The sequence below is a fragment of the Variovorax sp. CCNWLW235 genome (assembly GCF_037204085.1).
Classification (GTDB): domain Bacteria; phylum Pseudomonadota; class Gammaproteobacteria; order Burkholderiales; family Burkholderiaceae_C; genus Variovorax.
Window position 1 is genome coordinate 284,401 of sequence record NZ_JBBCBW010000004.1, and the last position, 18,236, is coordinate 302,636.

The 18,236-nt window shown below is 68.5% G+C and carries 18 protein-coding genes and 1 pseudogene; 7 read left to right on the top strand and 12 right to left on the bottom strand.

Going from position 1 to position 18,236, the window contains the following annotated elements; genetic code table 11:
• The first annotated feature begins 45 nt into the window (after positions 1–45).
• Positions 46–750 carry an aquaporin Z gene (gene aqpZ / locus V9L21_RS07480; RefSeq protein WP_337310517.1) on the top strand — a complete coding sequence of 235 codons (705 nt, stop codon included), beginning with the start codon at positions 46–48 and terminating at the stop codon, positions 748–750.
• A gap of 7 nt (positions 751–757) precedes the next feature.
• Here aqpZ and V9L21_RS07485 read toward each other — a convergent pair whose 3' ends face one another.
• The 5 genes from V9L21_RS07485 to V9L21_RS07505 form a co-directional block, all read right to left on the bottom strand.
• Entirely contained in the window at positions 758–1,096 is a 339-nt protein-coding gene (locus tag V9L21_RS07485) for a hypothetical protein (RefSeq protein ID WP_337310519.1), read from the bottom strand.
• Between the two features lie 113 nt (positions 1,097–1,209).
• On the bottom strand, positions 1,210–2,598 hold the full coding sequence (locus tag V9L21_RS07490) for a sensor histidine kinase (RefSeq protein ID WP_337310521.1): 1,389 nt from the start codon (positions 2,596–2,598) through the stop codon (positions 1,210–1,212).
• Complete coding sequence (locus V9L21_RS07495) at positions 2,595–3,251, bottom strand: response regulator (protein WP_126750033.1); 657 nt, start codon at positions 3,249–3,251, stop codon at positions 2,595–2,597. The genes V9L21_RS07490 and V9L21_RS07495 overlap by 4 nt, the downstream gene beginning before the upstream one ends.
• Positions 3,252–3,380: 129 nt before the next feature.
• Positions 3,381–4,484 carry a winged helix DNA-binding domain-containing protein gene (locus V9L21_RS07500; RefSeq protein WP_337310523.1) on the bottom strand — a complete coding sequence of 368 codons (1,104 nt, stop codon included), beginning with the start codon at positions 4,482–4,484 and terminating at the stop codon, positions 3,381–3,383.
• Between the two features lie 10 nt (positions 4,485–4,494).
• Positions 4,495–5,319: a pseudouridine synthase gene (locus V9L21_RS07505; protein WP_337310525.1), complete on the bottom strand. Its 825-nt coding sequence runs from the start codon at positions 5,317–5,319 to the stop codon at positions 4,495–4,497.
• A 94-nt stretch (positions 5,320–5,413) separates the two neighbouring features.
• Between V9L21_RS07505 and V9L21_RS07510 the strand changes: the two genes are divergently transcribed.
• From V9L21_RS07510 to V9L21_RS07525, 4 genes are all read left to right on the top strand, one after another.
• Positions 5,414–6,553 (top strand): MGDG synthase family glycosyltransferase, encoded by a 1,140-nt coding sequence (locus V9L21_RS07510; protein ID WP_337310526.1) that lies wholly within the window; start codon positions 5,414–5,416, stop codon positions 6,551–6,553.
• Complete coding sequence (locus V9L21_RS07515) at positions 6,550–7,041, top strand: hypothetical protein (RefSeq protein WP_281147032.1); 492 nt, start codon at positions 6,550–6,552, stop codon at positions 7,039–7,041. Before V9L21_RS07510 ends, V9L21_RS07515 begins: the two co-directional genes overlap by 4 nt.
• Before the next feature lie 2 nt (positions 7,042–7,043).
• Positions 7,044–7,616, top strand: coding sequence for a dual specificity protein phosphatase family protein (locus V9L21_RS07520; protein WP_337310530.1), 573 nt, complete (start codon positions 7,044–7,046; stop codon positions 7,614–7,616).
• A gap of 100 nt (positions 7,617–7,716) precedes the next feature.
• The gene (locus V9L21_RS07525; RefSeq protein WP_337310532.1) at positions 7,717–8,847 is read left to right on the top strand and encodes a zinc-binding dehydrogenase; all 1,131 of its coding nucleotides are present in this window, start codon (positions 7,717–7,719) and stop codon (positions 8,845–8,847) included.
• Between the two features lie 178 nt (positions 8,848–9,025).
• Here the strand turns inward: V9L21_RS07525 and kdpE are convergent, their stop codons facing one another.
• From kdpE to V9L21_RS07560, 7 genes are read right to left on the bottom strand one after another with little or no spacing between them, the layout of a single operon-like run.
• Entirely contained in the window at positions 9,026–9,721 is a 696-nt protein-coding gene (kdpE, locus tag V9L21_RS07530; protein ID WP_337310534.1) for a two-component system response regulator KdpE, read from the bottom strand.
• A gap of 4 nt (positions 9,722–9,725) precedes the next feature.
• The gene (locus V9L21_RS07535) at positions 9,726–12,482 is read right to left on the bottom strand and encodes a DUF4118 domain-containing protein (RefSeq protein WP_337310536.1); all 2,757 of its coding nucleotides are present in this window, start codon (positions 12,480–12,482) and stop codon (positions 9,726–9,728) included.
• Positions 12,483–12,498: 16 nt separating this feature from the next.
• Positions 12,499–13,107, bottom strand: coding sequence for a potassium-transporting ATPase subunit KdpC (gene kdpC, locus V9L21_RS07540; RefSeq protein WP_337310538.1), 609 nt, complete (start codon positions 13,105–13,107; stop codon positions 12,499–12,501).
• 13 nt (positions 13,108–13,120) lie between these two features.
• Positions 13,121–15,220 carry a potassium-transporting ATPase subunit KdpB gene (gene kdpB, locus V9L21_RS07545; protein ID WP_337310540.1) on the bottom strand — a complete coding sequence of 700 codons (2,100 nt, stop codon included), beginning with the start codon at positions 15,218–15,220 and terminating at the stop codon, positions 13,121–13,123.
• A gap of 12 nt (positions 15,221–15,232) precedes the next feature.
• Positions 15,233–16,969: a potassium-transporting ATPase subunit KdpA gene (gene kdpA / locus V9L21_RS07550; RefSeq protein WP_337310542.1), complete on the bottom strand. Its 1,737-nt coding sequence runs from the start codon at positions 16,967–16,969 to the stop codon at positions 15,233–15,235.
• Position 16,970: 1 nt separating this feature from the next.
• Complete coding sequence (gene kdpF, locus V9L21_RS07555) at positions 16,971–17,069, bottom strand: K(+)-transporting ATPase subunit F (RefSeq protein ID WP_041943086.1); 99 nt, start codon at positions 17,067–17,069, stop codon at positions 16,971–16,973.
• Positions 17,066–17,206 carry a hypothetical protein gene (locus V9L21_RS07560; RefSeq protein WP_337310547.1) on the bottom strand — a complete coding sequence of 47 codons (141 nt, stop codon included), beginning with the start codon at positions 17,204–17,206 and terminating at the stop codon, positions 17,066–17,068. Before V9L21_RS07560 ends, kdpF begins: the two co-directional genes overlap by 4 nt.
• A gap of 177 nt (positions 17,207–17,383) precedes the next feature.
• Between V9L21_RS07560 and V9L21_RS07565 the strand changes: the two genes are divergently transcribed.
• Positions 17,384–18,052 (top strand): helix-turn-helix transcriptional regulator, encoded by a 669-nt coding sequence (locus V9L21_RS07565; protein WP_337310549.1) that lies wholly within the window; start codon positions 17,384–17,386, stop codon positions 18,050–18,052.
• Between the two features lie 38 nt (positions 18,053–18,090).
• Positions 18,091–18,236: pseudogene (locus tag V9L21_RS07570) on the top strand (superoxide dismutase [Fe]); the annotation flags it as partial.

Sequence of the window (18,236 nt, forward strand, 5' to 3'; positions counted from 1 at the left end):
TGGCCCAGGCCACGCATTTTTCTAACAACTTCAGGATGGAACAACATGGAACATAGCACCTACAAAAAGTGGTCGGCCGAGTTCATTGGTACTTTTTGGCTCACGCTCGGCGGCTGCGGCAGCGCTGTTCTGGCCGCGGCTTTTCCGGGCCTCGGCATCGGCTTTCTGGGCGTCTCGCTGGCCTTCGGCCTCACGGTGGTGACCGGCGCCTATGCACTCGGTCCCATCTCCGGTGGCCACTTCAACCCGGCTGTCTCTATCGGCCTCGCGGCCGCGGGCCGCTTCAAGGCTTCGCAGCTCGCGGGCTACATCGTTGCGCAAGTGCTGGGCGCCATTGCAGCGGCCGGCGTGCTCTACCTGATTGCCACCGGCAAGCCCGGCGCAGACATCGGCGGCTTTGCCACCAACGGCTTCGGCGAGCACTCGCCCGGCAAGTACGGCATGACCGCCGCGCTGGTGTGCGAAGTGGTACTCACCGCCGTGTTCCTGATCGTGATCCTCGGCTCCACCGCCAAGCGCGCAGCCGGCGGCTTCGCGGGCCTGGCCATCGGCCTGTGCCTCACGCTGATTCACCTGATCTCCATTCCGGTGACCAACACCTCGGTCAACCCGGCGCGCAGCACCGGCCCGGCGCTGTTCGGCCCGTCGTATGCAATGTCGGAACTGTGGCTGTTCTGGCTCGCACCCATCGTGGGCGCGATCATCGGCGCGGTCATCTACCGCGCGCTGCTCAGCAACAACGACGACTGACCCCCGGTCAGCTGCCGCTGGCCGACTGCACCAGCGGCAGCGAGGTCGACTGGCCAATCGATTCAGTTCCGCTCGCATGAGAGGCCGCGTATGCGCCGGCCTCTACATCGGACACCGGGATCGTCGAGTTCATGGCCGGCGCACTCGTCGACTGGCCGATGGACTCAGTGCCGCCGGGCCGCGCGGCGGCCATCGCACCCGCCTGCACGTCGGGGTTCTCGGACGAATTCATCTGCAACGGATGGTAGTCAGAGCCGTCGGTCGTCTCGGCCGACGCATGGACGGCACCCAACGCCGCAAATGCGGCAAATGAACCAAGGGCAAGAAGCTTGAAGGAAGTGCGCATGTGTGTGCTCCTGAATGGCGGTTGTCCCCGGCCACGTGCCATCGCGCGAACTGCGCGCGGCAAGGCCTGAACGCACTCTAGGCAGCCGGACTGAGCTGGCCCTGAGCGAAGAATTAGCCGGCGATGAGCGGTGCCGCCGGCGGCGGAAGATACACCCGCGCCATCAGCCCCGGACCATCATCCCGATTGCGCAGCTCGATGCGCAAGCCGTGCCGCTCGGCTGCCGTGCGCGCAATGGCGAGCCCCAGCCCGCTGCCGCCCGCCGGGGCGCCCGGTACGCGAAAGAAGCGGTCGAACACGCGGCCGATCGAAGAGTCGGGAATGCCCGGCCCGTTGTCGAGCACGTCGACCACCGCGTGGCCGCCAACCTCATGCAGCCGCACATCGACCACGCCGCCTTCGGGCGCGTAGCGCAGCGCGTTGTCGATCAGGTTGTCGAACACGCTGCGCAGCTCGGCAGCCGGCGCCAGCACCACGGGCGCAATCGATCCCTCGAAGCCGATGTCGACGCACCGTGCGTCGGCCAGCACCATCAGTTGGCTCACGCTTTCGCGCAGCAGGGTCTCGATGTCGACCGGCTCGCCCGGCATGGGACGCCCCGGCGCGTCTTGGCGCGAGAGGCTCAGCAACTGCTCGATCAGGTGCTGCGCACGCGTGACGCCGGCCTCGAGCTGGTTGAAGCGCTCGGTGGCCTCGCCGGCGGGCACGTGCGCGCGCAGGTTCTCGATCTGCAGGCCGATGGCGGCCATGGGCGTGCGCAGCTCGTGGGCCGCGTCCTGCACGAAGCGGCGTTGCGTGGCAAAGGCATTGCGCACGCGCGAGAGCAGGTGGTTGAAGGCCTGCACCAGCGGCGCGATCTCGTCCGGCACGCGGGCCAGCGAAAGATCGGTGAGGCTGCGCTCGTCCTGCGAGGCCACGTCGCGCGCTACCGCCCGCAGCGACCGCGAGGCCGCCGACACAATGAGCCAGAGGATCAACAAGGCCAGCGGCAGCAGCAGTGCAATGGGCAGGCCTTCGAGCAGCGCGCGGCGCAGCGCACGGCGCCGACGGTAGTCCTCGTTTTGCAAGACCTGCACGCGCGGCTGGTCGGCGCGCGGTCCGGGTTCGGCGGTGAACACGCGCCAGCGCGAATGCGTGTGCGCGCCGGTGCTCGCATCGCTGAAACCCGGTCGCGGCTGCAAGGGCACCGCAGCCAGCGGCGGCCAGGAACTTGCGAGCAGCTCGCGGCCGTCGGCGCTCCATATCTGCACCACGAAGGCGCCGCGTGCAAAGGCGGCTTCGCCGTCGAGCGGGCGAGGCGCACGGGGCGGATCGGTGCCCGCGTGGGAATCGGCCACGAGCCGCATCTGCTCGTCGAGCGCGTTGTGCACCAGGTCGCCATACGCGACGAAGGTGAACCACGCCGTGAGCGCCGCCGCCGCCACGTGCAGCGTAATGAGCCAGAACAGCAACTGCGAGCGCAGCGAGCGCGGACGCCACCAGCGGCCCGGCATTGCGCTCATGCGACGACGCGCCATCCCAGCCCGCGCACGTTGCGGATCGACTCCGCGCCGAGCTTGCGGCGCATGCCGTGGATCAGCACGTCGATGGCGTTGCTGGTCACTTCCTCGCCCCAGCCGTAGATGCGGTTCTCGAGCTGCTCGCGCGAAAGAATGGCACCGGGCCGCTCCAGCAGCGCGTGCAACAGTGCAAATTCGCGCGCCGTGAGCGCCTCGCGCGTACCGTGGATCACCACCTCGCGGGTGGTCAGGTCCAGCTGCATCGCGTTGCCGCCGATCAGCGAATGCGCGGCGCCATCACGCCGACGCACCACCGCGCGCATGCGCGCCAGCAGCTCGCGAAATTCGAAGGGCTTGCGCAGGTAGTCGTCCGCGCCAAGGTCGAGGCTGTGGATGCGGTCGTCGAGCCCGTCGCGCGCGGTGAGCACCAGCACCGGCGTGGCATCGCCGCGTTCGCGGGCGCGCCGCAGCACCTCGGTGCCGTCCTGGCGGGGCAGGCCCAGGTCGAGCAGCACGCAGGTGTAGCCGCCGTCGCCGAGCGCGCTTTGCGCCAGCTCGCCGTCGCGCACCCAGTCGGCCGACCAGCCCGCGCCCTCGAGCGCCTGCTTCAGGCTGCGCCCGATCATTTCGTCGTCTTCCACCAGCAGCACACGCATCGTGTCGACTCCTTGGGCGGCAAGGTGGCACGCGATCGGGATGACCGGCAGTGCCTTGCGCCGTGGCGCAGCGTAGGGGCGGAGTCTTAGGCGAGGCTTAGGGCCTGTCAACGCTGCGCGGTCAAAGGCTCACAGCACGCGGACGTCGTGCCGCTCGCCCTCGGCGTCCGCTGCAAAGGCCAGCAGGCGCATGGCCTCTTCCTGCACGCCGAGCCGGTCGGCCTTCGACCAGCGCGTGAAGGGCTCCAGCACCGCGGTGGCCGTGTTCTTCGCACGCTCGATCTTCCAGATGCCCGAGACGAACCCGTCGAGCAGGACCGTGCCGCGCACGATGCCGTTGACGGTGAACACACGGGCGCGGTGCGCCTCGCTCATCACGCGGCTGCGATCGGCATGCGAGAGCAGCAGGTTGTCCCATTCGGCGACCAGGCGCGGCGGCGCGGGCGTGTCGGGGTCGGGGCGCGACGCGCGGGGCAGGTCGAACAGCTCCTGGCCTTGCTCGCCGGTGAACACGCGCAGCTGGGGCCGCAGGCGCTCGGCCACGGCCTTCCAGCCCGTGAGGCCCGACCACGCACCCGCATCGGCGAGCGTGGCGGGCCCGAAGGCCGCCAGGTAGCGCAGCAGCAGGTCGTCCTGCGTGGCGGGCGCCACGTCGGCGGCGGATTCACCGAGCCACTGCGCAATGGGTTGCAGCCGTGCGCTCTGGTGCGAGTTCCAGCTGCCCGCGGGCGGCAGGTGCACCAGCGGCACGTTGTTGCGGATGAGTGCGGCCAGTGAGGCGGGCGCGCGGTCCTTCCATTGCAGCGCGAGCGCCTGTCCGAGCTCGGAGCTGTTGTGCGGGCCTTTGCGCAGCAACGCCCACCCGGCCTTCACCACGGCCGCGCGGTCGATGCCTTCGAGGGCCCGCGCGTGCTCGCCCGCGAGGCCGCGCTGATGCACCGGCTCGAGCAGCGGGCGCCAGGCCAGCGCGTCGGATGCAGCCATCAGGTGCAAGGTCGCGCGCATCGTCGACATGCGCACGACGCGCCGCTTCTTCAGGGCCTCGGTCAGCTGCTCGCGCCGAAAGCCCTCGAGCCGGCCCCACAGGCCCACGTAAGGCGGGTTGGGCGCCTGCGCCTGCAGGCCCGCCAGTTTTTCGATGGCCTGCGTGACGGTCGCCTTGCGCCGCTCCAGAAGCATCTGCCGTGCCAAGGTGGCCCGGTTCAGTGCGCGCTGGCTCAGCACCACGGCCATTGGCAAGAACTCAGAACTTCTCGTGCGGACCGAGGTAGCGCCACTGCCCCACGGGCAGGTTGCCGAGCATCACCTTGCCGATGCGCACGCGCTTCAGGCCCACCACCTTCAGCCCGACCAGCTCGCACATGCGGCGGATCTGGCGCTTCTTGCCCTCGGTGAGCACAAAGCGCAGCTGCTCGGGGTTCTGCCATTCGACGCGCGCCGGCTTGAGCGGCTGCCCGTCGAGGCTCAGGCCGTGGCGCAGCCGGGCGAGCATGGCGGGTGGAAAAACCGCCTGCACGTTGGTCGTGACGGGATCGTCGTCGTCCATGCGCACCAGCTGCCCGGGGGGCGCGGGCTGGCCCAGGCCGTGGTAGGCCACGCGCACCAGGTATTCCTTCTCCATCACCGAGTCTTCGCCGATGAGCTGGCGTGCGATGCGACCGTCCTGGGTCATGACCAGGAGGCCGATCGAATCGATATCGAGCCGGCCGCACGGCGCAAGGCCGCGCAGCTGCTGGGGGCTGAAGAAGAAGCGCGCGTTGTCTTCGGCCCAGCGGTTCTGCGGCGTGAAGAGCGTCACCGCGGGCTCGTGGCCGTCCTCGGCCTGGCCGCTCACGTAGCCGATGGGCTTGTTGATCAGGATGGTGACCTGGTTCGCCTGCTGGCCCTTGGCGGCCTTGTCCACCTCGATGCGGTCGGCCGGCGTGACCTTCACGCCCATTTCGGCCGGCTTGCCGTTCACCTTCACCCAGCCGTTGGCGATCCACTCGTCGGCCTCGCGGCGCGAACAAAGGCCCAGCTCGGCCATGCGTTTGTTGAGTCGTACAGGTGCGGCGGGAGCGTCAGTCATGCCCGCATTTTCGCCCATGGGCAGGGTCCGCGGGATGTGTCGCACGGCATGGGGATAATGCGCGCCAATGGCCCGCCGACGGCCCCGGACCCGAATGACAAAAATCCTGATCCTCAGTGTGAGCGCCGGCAACGGCCATGTGCGCGCAGCGCAAGCCCTCGAAGCCGCCATGCAATCGGCCCCGCCGCACGCGGCGGTCCACATCGATGCCATGGCCCATGTGGCCGGCGGTTTTCGGAAGGTGTACACCGACTGGTACATCCAGCTCGTGAACCGCGCACCGGAGCTTTGGTCTTACCTGCACCAGCGCGCCGACGCCACGCCGCACCACGCGCCTTCGCAGCGGCTGCGCCGCGGCATCGAGCGGCTCAGCACCGGCGCCCTGGTGCGCGAGGTCCGCCGCGAAAAGCCCGACGCCGTGATCTGCACCCACTTCCTGCCGGCTGAACTGCTGATGCGCGAGCGCAACCGCGGACGCATCGACTTTCCGGTGTGGCTGCAGATCACCGACTACGACCTGCACAACATGTGGCTGGTGCCGGGCATGGCGGGCTACCTGGCCGCGACGGAAGAAGTGGCCTTCAGGCTGCGGGCGCGCGGCATTCCCGCCGATCGCATCCACGTGACCGGCATTCCGGTGATGCCGGCTTTCTCCGAACCCGATGCACCGGCCCTCGCGCGCAATGCCTGCGCAGCGGAACTCGGCCTCGACCCCGCGCGGCCCGTGCTGCTGATGGCCTCGGGCGGTGCGGGTGTCGGAGACCTGCCGAGCATGGTCGAACGCGTGCTTTCGCTGGGCGGCGACAGCGGCTTCCAGGTCATTGCCGTGGCGGGCCGCAATGCCGAGGCGCACACCAGGCTGCAGGCGGTGGCCGCGCGCCACCCCGGCCGCGTGGTGCCGATCGGCTTTACCAACGAAATGCACAAGCTCATGGCCGCAGCCAACCTGGTGGTGACCAAGCCGGGCGGGCTCACGGTGTCGGAGTGCCTGGCGCTCGGCAAGCCGATGCTGCTGATATCGCCGATTCCGGGGCAGGAAGAGCACAACGCCGGCTTTCTGATGGAAGAAGGCGCGGCCTGGCTCGCCTACGACGCGATCGGCCTCGACTACAAGGTGGCGCGGCTCATGGCCGACCCCGCCAAGCTGGCCGACATGGCCCGCCGCAGCCGCGCGCTCGGCAAGCCGCGTGCGGCGGCCACGGTGCTGCAGCGCGTATTGGGTGAAGCAGCATGACCGGCGCCACCGAAAAAACGGGCGTGTCCCGCACCATCGGCTACCTGGCCTGGGTGGTGGTGATGGCTTTCTTCTTTGCGAATGCCGAGATCCAGATCGAAGGCGGCGCGGGCTGGGCGACGTCGCTGCCCACCTGGCGCATCGAGAACAACATCTGGCTCGATATTTTCTGGGGCGGCCGCGCGATGACCGGCTATCACGCCTGGGTCTTCACCTTCATGGCGCTGGTGTTCTTTGCGCCCTTGGCCTTCAATGGGCGCTGGACGTGGCGCGACGTGGGCCTGGCCGTTGCGGGCCTGATCGTCTTCTGGGTCTGCGAAGACTTCCTCTGGTTCATCATCAACCCGGCCTTCGGCTGGGCACGCTTCAATCCGGTCGATGCGTTCTGGCACAAGCACTGGGTCTGGGGCGCGCCGGTCGACTACTGGGGCGGCCTGGCGGTGGCCTTGCTGATCCTGGTGACCCGGCACTGGCGACGCGCGAAATGAGCATGAGGCGCACGAAACGCAGGGACAGCGACGACAGCGCCGCGGCGCTCGCCGTGCCGCGGCCCGGGCACTGGGCCGATCCGCTCGACACGCTCCAGGTCGAGAACCTGCACCGCATCACGCCCACGCTGTACCGCAGCGCGCAGCCGCGCATCGCCAACGTGGCGGCGCTGAAGGCCCTGGGCATTCGCACCATCGTGAGCCTGCGCTCGTTCAACGACGACAGGAAGGTGTTCGCGGGCAGCGGCATCCGGCTGGTGCGCGTGCCGATCAACACCTGGTCCATCGACGACACCAAGGTGCTGCGCGCGCTGGTGGCTATTCGAGAGGCCGAAAAGCAGGGGCCGGTGCTGATCCACTGCATGCACGGCGCCGACCGCACGGGCGTGGTGGCGGCGGTCTATCGCATGGCGGTGCAGGGCTGGGACAAGGAAAGCGCGCGGCTCGAGATGCTGCGCGGGGGCTACGGCTACCACACGCTGTGGCGCAACATTCCGCGCTACATCGACCGGCTCGATCCGGAGAAGATGCGCCATGCGCTGGACCACGCCCCGGTGATTCCCGTGGTGTCCTGACGGCGCCTGCAGACTTCGCGGGCCGCTCCTATACTGGCCGCCCCGTGGCCTTGGGGCCACCTTCGAACAGACCCTCCTCCAGGGTCGCAAGGGGCTCATCATGGCACTGCAACTGCGCTCGCTCATCCGCGCGAACGGCGAACTCGAACTCTCGCTGCACGACGAACCGGTGCCTGAACCGCAGGCGCACGAGGTGGTGATCCGCGTCGAGGCGTCGCCCATGAACCCGTCGGACCTGGGCCTGCTGTTCGGCGCGGCCGACATGAGCACCGCCAAGGTCTCCGGCGCGCCGGAGCGGCCCGTCGTCACGGCCACCGTGCCCGAGCGCGGCATGCCCATGATGGCCGGGCGGCTGGACCAGTCGATGCCGGTCGGCAACGAAGGCGCCGGCGTGGTGGTGAAGGCCGGCTCGTCGGCCGCGGCGCAGGCGCTGCTCGGCAAGACGGTGGCCGCAATCGGCGGCGCCATGTATTCACAGTACCGCGCCGTGGCGGCGGCCCAGTGCCTCGAGTTGCCCGCGGGCACCGCGCCGGCCGAAGGCGCATCGTGCTTCGTGAACCCGCTCACCTCGCTCGGCATGGTCGAGACGATGCGGCGCGAAGGCCACAAGGCGCTGGTGCACACGGCCGCGGCATCCAACCTGGGGCAGATGCTCAACAAGATCTGTCAGAAGGACGGCATCGCCCTCGTCAACATCGTGCGCAAACCCGAACAGGAGGCACTGCTGCGCGGCATCGGCGCCAGGTACGTGTGCAACGCAAGCTCGCCCACCTTTCTTGAAGACCTGACGCAGGCTTTGGTCGAAACAGGCGCCACACTGGCCTTCGACGCCACCGGCGGCGGCAAGCTCGCGGGGCAGATCCTCGGCTGCATGGAAGCGGCGCTGAACCGCACCGCCAAGGAATACAGCCGCTACGGCTCGACCACGCACAAGCAGGTCTACATCTACGGCGGCCTCGACCGCTCGCCGACGGAGTTCGTGCGCAACTTCGGCATGGCGTGGGGCATGGGCGGGTGGCTGCTGTTTCCGTTCTTGCAGAAGCTTGGGGACGAGGGGGTGCAGCGTTTGAAGGCGCGGGTCGTCGCGGAGTTGAAGACGACGTTCGCGAGCCGGTACACGCGGGAGGTTTCCTTCTTTGAGGCGCTGCAGCTGGATGCCATTGGCGTGTATGGCAAGCAGGCGACGGGGGAGAAGTTCTTGTTGAATCCGAACAAGGGTGTGGCTGCCTGATTTCTTCTTGCGGCCAGCGGTGACGTGAATGCCGCGGCCCTCACCCTAACCCTCTCCCAGAGGGAGAGGGGACAAGACGGAGCGGGGAGGCTTCTGGACTGAGGTATTGCTCCCTCTCCCTCTGGGAGAGGGCTGGGGTGAGGGCTCTGTGCCTTCGACAAAGCGCAGCGCCCCTCACCTAAACCACCAACCGATACCCCACCGCAGTCTCCGTCAACAGATGCCGCGGCTGCGCCGGGTCCACCTCCAGCTTCTGCCGCAGATGCCCCATATAAATGCGCAAATAGTGGCTCTGGTCCGTGTGCGACGGCCCCCACACTTCGCGCAGCAGCTGGCGCTGCGTGAGCACGCGGCCTGAGTTCGCGACGAGCACTGACAGCAGCCGGTATTCGGTAGGCGTCAGGTGCACTTCAACCCCGGCGCGGCGCACGATGCGCGCGGCGCGGTCCAGTTCGACCTCGCCGAAGCGGAAGACCGCTTCCGCCGGTTCTTCACCGCCGCCCGCTGCGCGCGGGCGGCGCAAATTGGCGCGCACGCGTGCCAGCAGTTCGCCGGTGCCAAAGGGCTTGGTCAGGTAATCATCGGCGCCGGCATCGAGCGCGGCGATCTTGTCTGCCTCGTCGCTGCGCGCGGAAAGCACGATGATCGGCACCGCAGACCAGCCACGCACATCGCGAATCAACGAGACGCCGTCGCCGTCGGGCAGGCCGAGGTCGAGCACCAGCAGGTCGGGCTGACGCGTGCCGGCCGCAGCCAGCCCGTCGCGCAGCGTACCGGCCTCGTGCACCACCCAGCCTTCGGCCTCCAGTGCGCCGCGCACAAAGCGGCGGATCTGCGGCTCGTCTTCGATCACGATGGCGGTGGGGGATGGCATGGCTTCAGAGTTGGGCTTCGGCCGGTTCGGGCGGCTCGCGGCGTGGCAGGGTAACGGTGAATTCTGCACCGCCGTCCAGCGCATTGGCCGCCGTGATCTCACCGCCGTGCGCACTCACCACCGCGCGGCAGATTGCAAGGCCCAGCCCGACGCCCGGCGTGGCCGATTCGGACTCGCCGCGCGTGAACTTGTCGAACAGTTTCTGCTCACGGCCCAGCAACGCCGCGGGCAGGCCGGGGCCGTGGTCGCGCACCGTAAGCACCAGGGTGCCGGGCTCGGCGCGCGCGCCCACCACGATGGGCGGGGCGCCGTATTTGGTGGCGTTCTCCAGCAGGTTGACGAGCACGCGCTCGATCAGCACCGCATCGAATTCGACCAGCGGCAGGTCCGCAGCGAGCGTGGTCTGCACGACGGCGCCGCCCAGCGAGGTGCGCGCCGCACGGATCGACGAGCCCACGACCTCCTCGACCGATTGCCAGTCGCGCCGCAGGTTCACCGCGCCGCCCGCAATGCCGCTTTCGAGCCGCGCCATGTCCAGCAGGTTGTTGACCAGCGCATGCAGCTCGTGCGCCTGCGCGACGATGGCACGCGCCGCGTTGCCGTGTTCTTCAGGCGGCAGCGTCTGCAGCGATTCGGCCAGCGCGATCAGCGCGGTGAGCGGGGTGCGCACGTCGTGCGAGATCGCGCCGAGCAGCGCATTGCGCAGCCGCTCCGACTCCATCTCGACCACGGCCTGCTGCGCCACTTCGACGTAGTGCACGCGCTCCAGCGCAATCGCGATCTGCCGCGCGAGCGTTTCGAGCTGCTGCGCCTGCTCCGGAATCAGCAGCCAGCGCGGCTGCGCGGGCGACAGCGCCAGCACGCCGCGCACGCGCATCGGCGCCTGCAGCGGCACGTAGTGCCACGGCTGCGCTGCCAGCGTGGCGGTCGCAAGGCCCGCAGGCTGGCCGTGGCGGAAGGCCCAGTCGGCCACCTGTGCATCGAAACCCTCCGGCGGCTCCTTCGGCAGCACGAGCTGGTCGGCCGAGTCCGTCACCAGCACCAGCGCATGGCCGCCGAAGTGGCCCTGCACCGCGGCGGCACCGAGCGTGACGACCTGCGTGCTCTCCAGCGCCGCAGAGAGTTCGCGCGTGAGCTCGAACAGCGAGCGCGCGCGCCGCTCGCGGCTGGTCGATACGCCGGCCGCAAAACGCAGCCCAGCGGTGAGCTGCCCCACCAGCAGGCCGACGCCCAGCATGATCGCGAAGGTCAGCACGTACTGCACGTCGCTCACCGCAAACGAAAGCTGCGGCGGCACGAAGAAATAATCGAAGGCCGCGACGTTGAGCAGCGCCGCCAGCGCCGACGGCCCGCGCCCGAAGCGCATTGCGACGCCGACCACGCCCAGCAGGAACAGCATCACGATGTTTGCGAGTTCAAGCACGCCGGCCAGCGGCGTGCAGGCCAACGTGAGCGCCACGCTGGTGGCTGTGGCCCAGGCGTAGCCGGGCCATTGGATGGGCGCGTTCTCATGATCGCCGTCGTCAGCGCGCGGCGTGTTGAGCGGCGTGCGCCCCAGGCGGCGTGCGCTGTCGACGCGCCCGACCTCCAGGATGTCGAGCGCGGGCGCGCGCTGCGCCAGCGCGCGCGGCAGGGCCACCGACGCGGCGGGCCACCAGCGGCGCCAGCCGCTCGCGGGCTCCGAACGCCCCATCACGAGCGTGGCGCAGTTCAGCCTGCGGGCCTGCTCGGACAGTTGCTCGGCCACGTCGGAGCCCGTGAGCACCGCGGTGGCCGCGCCCAGTTCCTCGGCGAGCTTGAGCACCGCGAGAATGCGGTCGCGCTCTTCGGCGGCCAGGCGCTGCAGCCGCGGCGTCTCGACATAGGCCGCGTGCCAGCGCACGTTCAGCTGGCCCGCAAGCCGTGCCGCGGTGCGCACCGTCTGCGCCGCGCCTTCATGCGGACCGACGCACGCGAGGATCGCGCCCGAAGTGTTCCAGGCCTGCAGCGCGCCGCCATTTCCATCTTTTCCATTGCGGCCGGCCGCGCCGGACTGCTCGACCCGCCAGCCGCGCACATCGTCTTCCACATGCTCGGCGGTGCGGCGCAGCGCAATTTCGCGCAGCGCGATCAGGTTGCCTTTGCGAAAGAAGTTCTGCGCGGCGCGCTCGGCCTGCTGTGGCAAGTACACCTTGCCCGCCGCGAGCCGCGCCGTGAGCTCATCGGGCGTGACGTCGACCAGCACCACCTCGTCGGCTTCGTCGAGCACGGTGTCGGGCACCGTCTCATGCACGCGCACGCCGGTGATCGCGCCGACGGTGCCGTTGAGGCTCTCCAGGTGCTGCACGTTGAGGGCCGACCACACCTCGATGCCGGCGGCCAGCAGCTCCTGCACGTCTTGCCAGCGCTTGGTGTGGCGCGAGCCGGGGGCGTTGGTGTGGGCCAGTTCGTCGACCAGCAGCACGGCGGGCTTGCGCGCCAGCGCAGCGTCGAGGTCGAACTCGGCGAGCGTGCGGCCGCGGTAGTCCAGCTCGCGCAGCGGCAGGGTGTCGAGCCCCGCGAGCAGCGCGGCTGTTTCGCTGCGGCCATGGGTTTCGACCACGCCGATGAGCACGTCGCGGCCCGCGGTGCGCTCGCGCTGTGCGGCGCTCAGCATCGCCCAGGTCTTGCCCACGCCCGCGCTGGCACCGAAGTAGATGCGCAGCTTGCCGCGAAGCGCACGCGCCTCGTCGTTGCGCAGTTGCGCAAGCAGGGCGTCGGGGTCGGGGCGGGTGTCGAGCATGGAAAAGCAGCGCAGGTTATCGCATCGGGCCGTCCTGTTGGGGCGCCGCAGCAAGCGCCGGACCATCGAGCGCAAGATTCAGCGCCAGCACGTTGACGCGCGGCTCGCCCAGAAAGCCCCAGAGCGGCGCCTGCGTGTTGCCGGCAATCAACGCGTTCACTTGTTCGGCGGGCATGCCGCGCACCCGCGCGACGCGGGCCGCCTGATACTGCGCTGCGGCCGGGCTGATGTCGGGGTCGAGCCCGCTGGCCGAGGCCGTGACCAGATCGACCGGCACCGGCGCGGTGTTGCCCGGGTCCGCGGCGCGAAGTGCTTCGACACGGGCCTTGACCGCATCGGCCAGCGCCGGGTTGAGCGGGCCGAGGTTCGAGCCGCCCGAAGCGCTCGCGTTGTAGGGCTGCGGCGCGGTGGCCGAGGGCCGGCCCCAGAAGTGCTTCGGATCGCTGAAGTTCTGGCCGATGAGGCTGGAACCCACGGCGGTTCCGCCCTGCACGACCAGGCTGCCGGCGGCCTGCGACGGAAACAGCGCCTTGGCGGCGCCGGTCACGGCCAGCGGGTAGACCAGGCCGGTAAGGGCGCCCAGCAGCGCGAAGAGCACGAGCGCGGGACGAACGATGTTGTTCATGATGAAAAACTCCTCAGACGAGATGGACGGCCACGAGCAGCCAGTCGATCAACTTGATGCCGATGAAAGGAACGAGCAGGCCGCCCAGGCCGTAGATGGCGAGGTTGCGGCGCAGCAGCGCGGCCGCGCCCACCGGCCGGTAGCGCACGCCCTTGAGCGCCAGCGGAATCAGGAACACGATGACCAGCGCGTTGAAGACCACCGCCGACAGGATGGCCGAGGACGGGCTCGCAAGCCGCATCACGTTGAGCGCACCCAACTGCGGGTAGGTCGAGACGAAGATGGCCGGAATGATCGCGAAGTACTTCGCCACGTCGTTGGCAATGGAGAAGGTGGTGAGCGAACCGCGCGTCATGAGCAGCGCCTTGCCGGTCTCCACCACCTCGAGCAGCTTGGTCGGGTTCGAGTCCAGGTCGACCATGTTGCCGGCCTCCTTCGCGGCCTGCGTGCCGCTGCCCATGGCCACGGCCACGTCGGCCTGCGCAAGCGCCGGTGCGTCGTTGGTGCCATCGCCGGTCATCGCGACCAGCCGGCCTTCGGACTGGTACTTGCGGATCAGCGCCAGCTTGTCCTCGGGCGTGGCTTCGGCCAGGAAGTCGTCCACGCCCGCCTCGGCCGCAATGGCCGCGGCGGTGAGCTTGTTGTCGCCGGTGATCATCACCGTCTTGATGCCCATGCGGCGCAGCTCGGCAAAGCGCTCCTTGATGCCGGTCTTCACGATGTCCTTGAGCTCGACCACGCCAAGCACGCGGTTGCCCTCGGCCACGGCCAGCGGCGTGCTGCCGCGGCGCGCGGTTTCTTCAGCCGCGCGCAGCACCTCGGCCGGCACGCTGCCGCCCAGCGATTCGACGTGCCGGCGGATCGCGTCGACCGCGCCCTTGCGCAGCAGCACGACGTCGGTATCGAGACTGTTGGGAGCGGCCGGCAGGTCGGCGCCGCTCATGCGGGTCTGCGCGGTGAACTGCACGAAGCGTGCACCTTCCACCGCCGTGGCGTCGAGTCCGTCGCGGCGCGCCAGTTCGACGATGCTGCGGCCTTCAGGGGTTTCGTCGGCCAGCGAGGCGACCATCGCGGCGCGGGCCAGGCGGGCCTTGGTCACGCCCGGTGCAGGCAGGAACGCACTCGCCTGGCGGTTGCCGTGCGTGATGGTGCCGGTCTTGTCGAGCAGCAACACATCGACGTCGCCGGCCGCTTCCACGGCACGGCCCGAAGTGGCAATCACGTTGGCCTGCATCATGCGGCTCATGCCCGCCACGCCCACGGCCGAGAGCAGGCCACCGATGGTGGTGGGAATCAGGCACACCAGCAGCGCCACCAGCGCAGTGAGCGACACCACGGTGCCGGCGCCGGCCGCCTCCACGCTGAACACCGAGAACGGCAGCAGCGTGACCGTGACCATCAGGAACACGAGCGTGAGCGCCACCAGCAGGATGGTGAGCGCAATCTCGTTGGGCGTCTTGTGGCGCTTGGCCGCCTCAACCATGCCGATCATGCGGTCAAGGAACGACTCGCCCGGGTTCACCGAGATGCGCACCACCAGCCAGTCGGACAGCACGCGCGTGCCGCCGGTCACGGCAGAAAAGTCGCCGCCCGACTCGCGCACCACGGGTGCCGATTCGCCGGTGATGGCGCTCTCGTCGACCGAGGCCACGCCTTCGATGACTTCGCCGTCGAGCGGGATCACGTCGCCTGTTTCGACCAGCACGACGTCGCCTTTGCGCAAGTTGGGCGCCTGCTCGGGAAGCCACTGGCCGCCGTGGCGCGGCTCCTGCAGCTTCTTGGCCCAGGTGTCCTTGCGAAGGCCGCGCAGCGATGCGGCCTGCGCCTTGCTGCGGCCCTCGGCCAATGCTTCGGCAAAGTTGGCAAACAGCACGGTGAACCACAGCCACACGGTAATGGCCAGCACAAACGCAGGCTTCATGCCGGTGTCGCCCGGAAAGCTCAGCGAATGCACCCAGAGCAGCGTGGTGAGGATGCTCCCGATGTACACGATGAACATCACCGGGTTGCGCCACTGCGTGCGCGGGTCCAGCTTGGCGAAGGCGCCCCACAGCGCAGGCTTGACCAGCGCCGCGTCGAGCAGCGAGAGAGAGGTTTTTGTATTGGCAGTCATGGTGCGCACCCCTTACTTCCAGAGCACCAGGTGTTCGACAACCGGCCCGAGAGCCAATGCCGGCACATAGTTGAGCAGGCCGACCAGCAGCACGGTGCCGATCAGCAGCGAGACGAACAGCGGCCCGTGCGTGGGCAGCGTGCCGCCGGTGACCGGCAGGCGCTTCTTCGCGGCCAGCGAGCCGGCAATGGCCAGCACCGGCACGATCATCGCGAAGCGGCCCAGCCACATGGCCAGCCCGAGCAGGCCGTTGTAGAACGGCGTGTTGGCCGAAAGGCCCGCGAAGGCGCTGCCGTTGTTGTTGGCGGCCGAGCTCAGCGCATACAGAATTTCAGAGAACCCATGCGCACCCGGGTTGGCGATGCCGGCCTTGCCCGCACCTGCGATCACCGCCACCGCGGTGCCGGCCAGCACCAGGATGGGCGTGACCAGGATGGCGATGGAGATCAGCTTCATCTCGCGCACCTCGATCTTCTTGCCGAGGTACTCCGGCGTGCGGCCGATCATCAGGCCCGCAATGAACACCGCGAGCATCGCGAAGATCAGCATGCCGTACAGGCCGCTGCCCACGCCGCCGAACACCACCTCGCCCAGTTGCATGAGCACCATCGGCACCATGCCGCCGAGCGGCGTGAACGAGTCGTGCATGGCATTGACCGCGCCGCAAGATGCCGCGGTGGTCACGGCCGCGAAGAGCGCCGATGCGTCGATGCCGAAGCGCACCTCCTTGCCTTCCATGTTGCCGCCGCTTTGCAGCACGCTCGCCGCCTGGTCGACCCCCATCGAAGCGAACAGCGGATTGCCGGCATGCTCGGCGGGAATGACGGCCACCACGGCAATGACGAACATCACCGTCATTGCCGCAAGCACGGCCCACCCCTGCCGCATGTCGCCGACCACGCGGCCGAATGCAAAGCACAGCCCCGCCGGAATCAAAAAGATCGCGATCATCTGCAGCAGGTTGCTGAGGGCGGTCGGGTTTTCGTACGGGTGCGCCGAGTTGGCGTTGAAGAAGCCGCCGCCGTTGGTGCCGATCATCTTGATGGCCTCCTGCGACGCGACAGGGCCCATGGCGAGCGTCTGCGTTTGCGTCTGCATGCCGGCGGTGGCCTCGATCGTTTGCACGGTCTTGTAGGCATCGAAGTTCTGGATCACGCCCTGCCCCGCAAAGGCCACCGCCAGCACGAACGACAGCGGCGCCAGCAGCCACAAGGTGATGCGCGTGACGTCGGCCCAGAAGTTGCCGACCAGGCCACGGCTCTTGCCGTCGCCGCGGCGCGCAAAGCCGCGCACCAGCGCAAAGGCCACCGCAATGCCCGTGGCGGCCGAGAAGAAGTTCTGCACCGTGAGCCCGAGCATCTGCGTGAGGTAGCTCATCGTCGATTCACCGCCGTAGCCCTGCCAGTTGGTGTTGGAGACAAAGCTCACCGCGGTGTTGAAAGCCGAGTCGGGCGATACGGCGCCCATGCCGGCCGGGTTGAGCGGCAGCCAGCCCTGCAGGCGCTGCAGCGCGTACAGAAAGATCGCGCCAACGGCATTGAAGGCCAGCAGCGCGAGCGCATAGCGCAGCCAGTGCATCGATTGCTCGGGCTTGGTGCCCGCAAGCTCGTAGAGCGGCGCCTCGATGCGCTGCATCCAGCGCGGCAAGCGCCCGTCGCACAGCGCGGCAAGAAACTTGCCGACCGGCCATGCCAGCAGTACAAGCGCCACGAGAAAGAAGGCCAGCAAGGACCAGGCGGAGGCGGTCATTTCAGAACTCCTCCGCGCAGATCAGCGCGAACACCAGGTACGCGAAGAGGACGACGGCAATCAACGCGCCGAAGCCGTAGAGCGCTTCGAGGCTGATCATGGCTGCTCTCCTTCGCCCGTGTTCAGCTCATTCGACGCATCCATTGCGCCCGGCCCTTCCAGCCGGTTCAGCCCGAAGGCCATGGCCGCCAACGCGGCCCACAGCGCCAGCAAGGCGCCCATCCAGACGAAATCCATTCATTGCTCCTGCAGCGAAACCAAGGCATCGAGTCTCGGCAGGCACCCGTAAAAACAGGGAACAGAGTCGGCGCAGCCGCATAAAGAAACCGTAAAGACGTCCCGTCTTTCGCAAGGCCCTCGACAGCGGATGCACAGTCATTCAATAATCAAAGCCAAACCTGTGAAATAAAAAGGATGACCACCCGCCCCCTCGACCTGAAGCCCGCCTGGACGCCGCACCAGCCGGCGGACCGCATCCTGTCCACGCTCAAGACCCGCGGCGCGCTCGGCATTCCCGACATTGCCAAGGTGCTCGACGTGACGGTGGAGGCGGTGCGCCAGCAGATGGTCAAGCTGCAGTCCGATGGGCTGGTCGACGCCGAAAGCCGGCCGGCGGGCCGCGGCAGGCCCACGCAGATATGGCGGCTGACCGGCGCCGGGCACGCACGCTTTCCCGACACGCATGCCGAAATGACGGTGCAGATGATCAGCGCGGTGATCACCGTGTTCGGCGAGAAGGGCATGGACCAGCTCATCGGCGCGCGCGAGGAAGCCATGCGCGCCAACTACCGCGAGGCGATGCTGGGCGCGCGCAGCCTGAAGACGAAGCTCGAACGGCTCGCCGAAATCCGCAGCCGCGAAGGCTACATGGCCGAGTTAAGGCCCGAGGGCGAGGGCTTTCTCTTCATAGAAAACCACTGCCCCATCTGCACCGCGGCGCGGGCCTGCACGGGCTTTTGCCGCAGCGAACTGCAGCTCTTCGAAGAAGTGCTGGGAACCGACGCGAGCGTGAGCCGCGTCGAGCATGTGCTTGCGGGCGCGCGGCGCTGCGCCTACCAGGTGAGCCCCAGAAACGCGCCTTGATTCCGACTGTTTTCAAAACCCGAAAGGAAAAACCCACCATGGAACACACCCTCCCTCCCCTGCCCTACGCCCTCGACGCACTGGCACCCGAGTACTCGAAGGAAACCCTCGAGTACCACTACGGCAAGCACCACAACGCCTACGTGGTGAACCTGAACAACCTGCAAAAGGGCACCGAGTTCGA